Origin of the sequence: Limnospira sp. (assembly GCF_051859755.1) — a bacterium.
GTDB lineage: Bacteria > Cyanobacteriota > Cyanobacteriia > Cyanobacteriales > Microcoleaceae > Limnospira > Limnospira fusiformis.
On the sequence record NZ_JBIMLI010000181.1, the window covers coordinates 1 to 7,692 of the forward strand.

5 protein-coding genes and 1 pseudogene are annotated in these 7,692 nt (G+C 43.2%); 4 read left to right on the forward strand and 2 right to left on the reverse strand.

The window, feature by feature from the left end:
* Positions 1-445 precede the first annotated feature (445 nt).
* Complete coding sequence (gene mutS / locus ACTIE0_RS21535; RefSeq protein WP_006620579.1) at positions 446-3,097, forward strand: DNA mismatch repair protein MutS; 2,652 nt, start codon at positions 446-448, stop codon at positions 3,095-3,097.
* A 398-nt stretch (positions 3,098-3,495) separates the two neighbouring features.
* Entirely contained in the window at positions 3,496-4,266 is a 771-nt protein-coding gene (gene gloB, locus ACTIE0_RS21540) for a hydroxyacylglutathione hydrolase (RefSeq protein ID WP_006620578.1), read from the forward strand.
* A gap of 117 nt (positions 4,267-4,383) precedes the next feature.
* On the opposite strand, the gene ACTIE0_RS21545 is transcribed toward gloB, so the two are convergent.
* A complete protein-coding gene (locus tag ACTIE0_RS21545) occupies positions 4,384-4,944 on the reverse strand; it encodes a cyclic nucleotide-binding domain-containing protein (protein ID WP_006617983.1) in 561 nt (186 codons plus the stop codon).
* Positions 4,945-5,054: 110 nt separating this feature from the next.
* Entirely contained in the window at positions 5,055-5,654 is a 600-nt protein-coding gene (locus ACTIE0_RS21550) for an alpha/beta fold hydrolase (protein WP_006620577.1), read from the reverse strand.
* 197 nt (positions 5,655-5,851) lie between these two features.
* Between ACTIE0_RS21550 and ACTIE0_RS21555 the strand changes: the two genes are divergently transcribed.
* Both ACTIE0_RS21555 and ACTIE0_RS21560 read left to right on the forward strand, forming a co-directional pair.
* Entirely contained in the window at positions 5,852-7,333 is a 1,482-nt protein-coding gene (locus ACTIE0_RS21555) for a BCD family MFS transporter (RefSeq protein WP_006620576.1), read from the forward strand.
* 79 nt (positions 7,334-7,412) lie between these two features.
* A pseudogene (locus ACTIE0_RS21560) lies at positions 7,413-7,692 on the forward strand (hypothetical protein); the annotation flags it as partial.

Consider the following 7,692-nt stretch of genomic DNA (forward strand, 5'->3'; position numbering starts at 1 on the left):
TATCCTCAACTCTTCTCGCTTCTTATACCATATTGCCCTAAAATATTAACCTAATTTGAGATTAAATCATGCTCCTATGAGACGAAAGGGTTTTAATTCGATTGGTAGCCCCTGAGTTGATAGCCTTTAGTCCAATGGTAGCATTAGTCAAGCCCCATGAACAGTAATTAGCCTGGGAGTTAGGTTAAAATTTGTTGCTTACGGCTTGCATTTGGGGGTAGTTGGGTGTCGTCAACATCATCAATGGTAATATTTACCTGGATGGTAGCCTGAGCTCTGGTTAGGGCTATAGTCTAGGTGGTTCACCTTGATATAGATACTTTCAGCACCCGGTGGCTATAAAGAGTCTGGACTTCCTGATTGCTAGATGCCTCCCCTACTACGTTGTCAATGATGATAATATGTGTGTTGGCAGTTCCGATGTTAAAAGCTCCTTAAATCGCTTATGAATTTTTCCCCTAGTGGATCGGAATCTTTACCTAATAATGCGGACTACCGACAATTGGATCGCTCTCAACTGTCGGAGATGATGCAGCGATACATTGAGGTGAAAGACCAATATCCCCATGCTTTACTGTTTTTTCGGGTGGGGGATTTCTTTGAGTGTTTTTTTCAGGATGCCGTTACAATTGCCCGCGAATTAGAGTTGGTTCAAACTACTAAATCAGCAGGAAAGGAAATTGGTCGGGTCCCCATGACTGGCGTGCCTTTTGAGCACGTTTACCGCTATAGCAATATGTTGCTGGAAAAGGGCTATCCGGTGGTGATTTGTGATCAGGTGGAAGATGCGGCGATCGCTGCTAAAGAACGACGACAGGTTAAGCGAGAAATTACCCGCATTTTGACTCCCGGAACTTTGACTGATGACCAAATGCTGCCAGGTCGCCAGAATAATTTTTTGGCGGCGGTGGTCATAGCTGGAGACCACTGGGGTCTGGCTTATGCTGATGTGTCAACGGGAGAGTTTTTGGCTACTCAATCTCAGAATTTGGAACATTTGACTCAGGAATTGATGCGGTTACAACCTTCGGAAATATTGTTCCCTACTCATGCGCCTGATTTAGGTAAAATGTTACGACCAGGACAGAAAAGTGAGAGTTTGCCTGATTGTTTGCCTGCGGACTTTTGCTATTCTTTGCGCTCCCAAATCCCTTTTACTTTGGGGGAAGCTAGGTCGCGAATTTTAGAAGAGTTTAAATTGCGATCACTTGAAGGTATTGGTTGCCACAATTTGCCCCTAGGAGTCAGAGCCGCTGGGGGACTTTTGGAATATCTGGAGGAAACCCAGAAACAAAATGCCGTGCCTTTACAACAGTTACATAGTTATACTCTTAGTGATTATCTGATTTTAGATTATCAAACTCGCCGAAATTTGGAAATTACCCAAACTATTCGTGATGGCACTTTGCAGGGGTCTCTATTATGGGCAATAGATCAAACTTCTACCGCTATGGGGGCTCGTGCTTTACGTCGTTGGTTGCTGCAACCTTTGCTGAGTATTAAGGGGATATGTTCCCGTTATGATACGATTCAAGAATTAATTAATAATGCCGAATTGCGACAAGACCTTCAGCAACTCTTACGGAAAATTTATGACTTGGAAAGGTTGACAGGGAGGGCTGCTAATGGTACCGCTAACGCTAAAGATTTGGTCAGTTTGGCTGATTCTTTATCGAAATTACCACAACTCGCAGCCTTGGCTAAGTCCGCAAAATCTCCCTATTTGAAGGCTTTACAAAATGTGCCTCCCTTGTTAGAAGAACTGGCACGAAAAATTAATAGTTATCTAGTCGAGTCCCCTCCTCTTTATTTAAAGGAAGGGGGATTAATTAAACCGGGGGTTGATCCGCAATTGGATCAAATGCAGGCTGGGGCGGCTGAAGACCAACAATGGATTGCTAATTTGGAAATTCAGGAACGGGAACGCACCGGAATTCCTACCCTCAAAGTGGGTTTTAACAAGACTTTTGGCTACTATATTAGCATTACTCGCTCTAAGTCTGATCAGGCTCCTGATGATTATATCCGTAAACAAACTCTCACCAATGAGGAACGTTACATCACCCCAGAGTTGAAAGAAAGAGAGGCGCGAATTTTAACCGCTAAGGAAGACCTTAATCAGCTTGAATATGAAATCTTTGCTCGCCTGCGAGACGAAGTGGGAGAACACACGGATTTAATTAGGGAAATTTCGCGGGCGATCGCCGCTATTGATGTATTATGTGGATTAGCTGAAATTGCTGTTTATCAGGGTTATTGTCGCCCGGAAATAGTCGGCGGACGGGAACTTAGAATTATAGAAGGTAGGCATCCTGTAGTCGAAAAATCTCTACCTGCTGGCTTTTTTGTGCCAAATACCGCCCAGTTGGGGAGCCCAGAGGTGACCCTACCGACGGCGGACATTTCGCCGCCTTCTCATCCAGATTTGATTATTTTAACAGGTCCTAATGCTAGTGGAAAAAGCTGTTATCTCCGACAAATTGGCTTGATTCAATTAATGGCACAAATCGGCAGCTTTGTTCCGGCTACTTCTGCTAAACTTAGCATTTGCGATCGCATTTTTACGCGAGTAGGCGCGGTGGATGACTTGGCTACAGGTCAATCTACCTTTATGGTAGAAATGAATGAAACTGCTAATATCCTTAACCATGCTACTCCCAAATCATTGGTTTTGTTAGATGAAATTGGTAGGGGAACTGCCACTTTTGATGGGTTGTCTATAGCCTGGTCAGTCGCCGAATATCTCGCTACTACTATTAAGGCTAGGACTATTTTTGCCACTCATTACCATGAGTTAAATGAACTGGCTTCCATTCTTGATAATGTCGCCAATTATCAGGTCACTGTCAAAGAATTGCCAGATAAAATTATCTTTTTGCATCAAGTTCAACCCGGCGGCGCTGATAAGTCCTACGGTATCGAAGCCGGACGCTTGGCGGGGTTGCCTGATGTCGTCATTAAACGCGCTAAACAGGTCATGCGACAAATTGAAAAACACAGCAAAATTGCTATGGGTTTGCGAAAGGGTATTCAAAAACCTCCTGCTAATACTACCAATATTCAACAGTTAAATATTTTTGAGGATGACCAGGAGTAATTATGGCTATATACATATAACCGCGATTTTGTCAATAAGTGGATTGGGGGCCGTCCCCAATTCCTCAAAAACTCGTGCATCGTGAATTTTAAATTGTTGCCGGATAATATTATATTTCGCGATATCATGGGGGTTGTAGTCTATTTTTTGGCGTGTAGACACAGCAAGCCCTTGGATGCGATTTCTTTGAGGATAGCAAAACCCCCATGCTCTCGTCAAGTATTTGAGAGTAATTAGCCATAAAATTGTATTAAATCTTAAAATACTTTTAAAAAACAAAACTATTTTGGCGAAACGATTAGGATAGCTTAATTATAGTTGGTGTTGTTCTAAGGGTTTTGATAGTGTCAGAATATATTTGAGATCAAAGTGTTCCCTGAGTTGTGAGAGCAAAATGGATGGACGTTTATAGACTACCAGCTTTATCAGATAACTACATATTTCTGCTGCATGACCCCGAACAGAATCAGGCGGCGGTAGTTGATCCAGCAGAAGCGGACCCGGTACTAGCAAAATTGTCGGAACTGGGTGCGGAACTGATAGCGATTTTTAATACCCATCACCACGCGGATCATGTGGGAGGAAATCGTGAATTGAGGAAGCATTTTCCCAATTTAACAGTATATGGAGGCGCAGAAGATCGCGATCGCATTCCCGGACAGGAAGTATTTTTAAAAGAAGGCGATCGCGTAGAATTTGGCGGTCGTAAAGCCGATGTATTCTTTGTTCCCGGTCATACTCGCGGTCATATTGCGTACTATTTTCCGGCTACCGATAAGGAAGGGGGGGAATTATTCTGCGGTGATACTTTATTTGCGGGGGGGTGTGGTCGCTTATTTGAAGGAACCCCTAGCCAGATGGTTAGTTCTCTGTCTAAATTGCGATCGCTACCCGATGATACACGGATCTGGTGCGCTCATGAATACACCTTAAACAACCTGAAATTTGCGCTAACAGTAGATGGTGATAATATCAACTTACGCGATCGCTTGGAAAAAGTCACCATAGCTCGCAGTCAAAACCAACCCACTATCCCCTCATTAATAGGCGTAGAAAAGGCAACTAATCCCTTTCTACGTTGGGATGAACCCGCATTACAGTTAGCCGTTCAAGGTAAAGATGATATCCAGACCTTTGCTCGGATCAGGGGAATGAAAGACCAGTTTTAGGGGTGGTCTAGTGGCGTGAGTAGCACTAAGTCAATCAGCATATCATCTGTAGATGGGGTGATCTTCCACCATCTACAGATATCAAATAACCGCCAATTTTCCGGGAAGATTGAGCTATCAACGCATCTGGTGTATCTTGTGAATTAACCAGTTTAGTTTAGCCTCTGCTACTATCATAAAATCTTGCATATTTTGGGTAAATTCGCAACCAAATAGTATATCTTGTTCAGGTTCAGAAGACTGATAACCCAATTGTCGAACCGTCCCGCGCATACGGTTAGCTAAACACCAACAAATCCCCTGATAAAATCTAGCTGAGAATTTAGAACTACTGCGGAGTTTGCTAGTTAGTTGATAGCGAGGAATTGCCAACAATTCCGTAGTTTCCACAGCTTCAACAGTAGCGACAGGAGCGCGGTTATCCAAAAAAGAAATTTCGCCTACTAATTCCCCTTGTGATAGATAAGCCAGGTCACGATCATGGTTATTATTAGAATGAATATATACCCTAAGTGTTCCGCTTAAAATAATATAAAGCGCGTTGATAGGTGTTCCTTCATGAATCAGTATTTCTCCTTGTTCCAAAGTCTGTAACCTACCTTGGTAAGCTACCCACCGCAGGTCATCTTCATCTAGTCCACCCAGGATAAATAGCGCCTTTTTAGATTTTTCATCCATCTTACTTTAACAACTGGTGGATTAGAGGTTGTGACAACAATATAATCAAAGGATAATGATTGATGGCAAAAATTATCAAGCATCAGATATTGAACAGCTAGATTGGACAGCTATTTGAGAGACTTCAGAAATTGAATTAAATTTTCATGAAACTTATTCGGCGCTTTCAGATAACAAGCATGACCAGCATTTTTAAGGATCGCTTTTTGACAATTCGGCATAGTTTGAATTAAGATATCAGCCTGACTAGGCGGCACAATTTGGTCATTACTTCCCCAAATAGCCAAAGTCGGTATTTGAATACCCTCAAGTTTTTCAGCCATTTTTAAAATACCCACCGGAGCCACAGCCACAAAGCCTCGTACTGACTCATGATGTTGAATTAGAAAGGGTAAACTATATCGACCACTCATAGAAGGAGAAACAATGACCGTGTTATGTAATTGTAAATTGTCAGTTAGCTTCACCAAAAATTGTACAGGTTCATCAGAGATAGTTTCCGAGGTTCCATAGCCGGGAAGATCCACAGCCACCACTCGATAATTTTGATTAGTCAATTGTTTGATGGTGCCGATTTCTTCCCAGGTTTTAGCGCGAAAACTAGCCCCATGTAATAATAAGACCGAAGGAGCATCAGGCTGACCTGCTTCTAAATAGTGAATATTTTTATTTTTAATCTGAATTGATTGAGATATAATAGGGGATTTCATAATTTCACAGAATTTACTCTTGACAGTTTCTCCAGTCTGATCATAGTCTTATCATATCCCATAGACTCCTGAACAGTCTCCCCTAGGTGAATCTAGTTAGTCCCCAAGTAAGGGTAGAAAACTATTCAGTCTAAATCACAACATTTTGCTAGGCTAGGAATGAAGAGTTAATTTGGTATCAATTTCCTATAGGTGCTATGGCAATCGACAGTTTACCTGAGTCAACACCCTCGACAGCAACAAATAAGCCACCAAAACCGAAAGTGGGTATGGTGACGATGTTCCGATTGGGTCTATTTCAAATGGGACTGGGGATTATGTCCTTGCTGACCCTGGGAGTCATTAATCGAGTAATGATTGATGAACTAAGGGTTCCAGCTCTCATGGCGACGGGTGCGATCGCTATGCACCAGTTCGTCTCTCCTAGCCGAGTGTGGTTTGGTCAACTCTCCGACGGAAAACCGATCTGGGGTCTACATCGCAGCGTTTATGTGTGGATGGGTGCGGCTCTGTTTACCACTACTTCTTTCCTGGCTATGCAGGTGACATGGCAATTGGGAACCAGTATTCAAAATTATGGTATGACAGGGATAAGCTATGTTTGGGCGGCATTATTAGCGGTAGTGTTTGCTTTCTATGGTTTAGCTCTCAGCGCCAGTTCTACCCCCTTCGCTGCTTTGTTATTTGATGTATCTGATGAAGATGACCGATCTAAACTGATCAGCATTGTCTGGTCTATGTTGATGGTGGGAATTGTAGTCGGAGCTATTATTAGTTCTAAAATTCTCAATCAGCAGGAAGTTGGCGAGATTGACCCGGTTTCTGCTAACCTACCCACCCCTGGGAGTATGGTTGATATATCCACCCTACAAGCAGCCATTAACCCCCTATTTATCATGGTTCCGACGATGGTATTTCTTCTGTGTATGGTGGCGACCTGGGGGGTAGAAAAGCGCTTTTCTCGATATAGTGATCGCTCTACTTTAGCAGACAGAGAAGACCAAATTACCCTAGGTCGTGCTTTACATATCCTCACCGCTAACCGCCAAACAGGTTGGTTTTTTACTTTCCTGTTAATTATGAGCATTAGCCTATTTATGCAGGATGCTGTACTAGAACCTTATGGGGGTGAAGTCTTTGGGATGTCAATTTCTGAAACCGCGCGATTAAATGCTTTTTTTGGGGTCGGAACTTTGGTGGGAATTGGCTCTACCGGATTTTTAGTTGTCCCGCGTATTGGTAAGAAAAATACCGTCCGTTTAGGTTGTGTGGGGGTAGCGATCGCCTTAGTATTGTTTATTATGGCGGGATTTACCACTAACCCCGAAATGCTCAAGGGTTCACTGTTGTTTTTTGGCTTGTTTTCTGGTATCTTAACTGCTGGCGCTATTAGTTTAATGCTAGACCTGACGGCCGCAGAAACTGCTGGAACTTTTATCGGCGCTTGGGGACTGGCTCAGGCTATGGCGCGGGGTTTAGCCACCGTATTGGGGGGAGCATTCCTAGACTTAGGTCGGTTCATATTTGAGGTTCCCGTTTTGGCTTATGGGACTGTATTTGCAACTCAGGCTGTAGGGATGATTTGCGCCATTAGTTTATTAAGCCGTGTCAATGTTCGAGAGTTTCAGGATAGCACTAAAAAAGCGATTTCTAAAATTCTCGAAAGCGAATTAGATTAATCAGTCAGTTTTTGATGTTGGTAGAGAGTTGAGGCGGGTAAATATGCCTTAATCGTCTCTACTCATCAACGGCGAATCGTTGCTCAAAAATAAGCGGACGATGGGACTCGAACCCAAACTAAAGTCGGAAGGGGTCGAGAATGGGGTCGCCCCCATTCCCTCCCATTCAAAACCGTACTTGAGACTTTCGCCTCATACGGCTCCTGATGTGGATGCCCAATTGGTCAGTGGTACAGTGTTGACTTCACCGCTTAGTCCTTCTTCTATAGCACAAAACAGAACAGTTAGGACGTATAATGGCAAGGATATCTACAGAAGACCCAAAATGCCAGCCCCCTACAGTTACGACCTTAGACAAA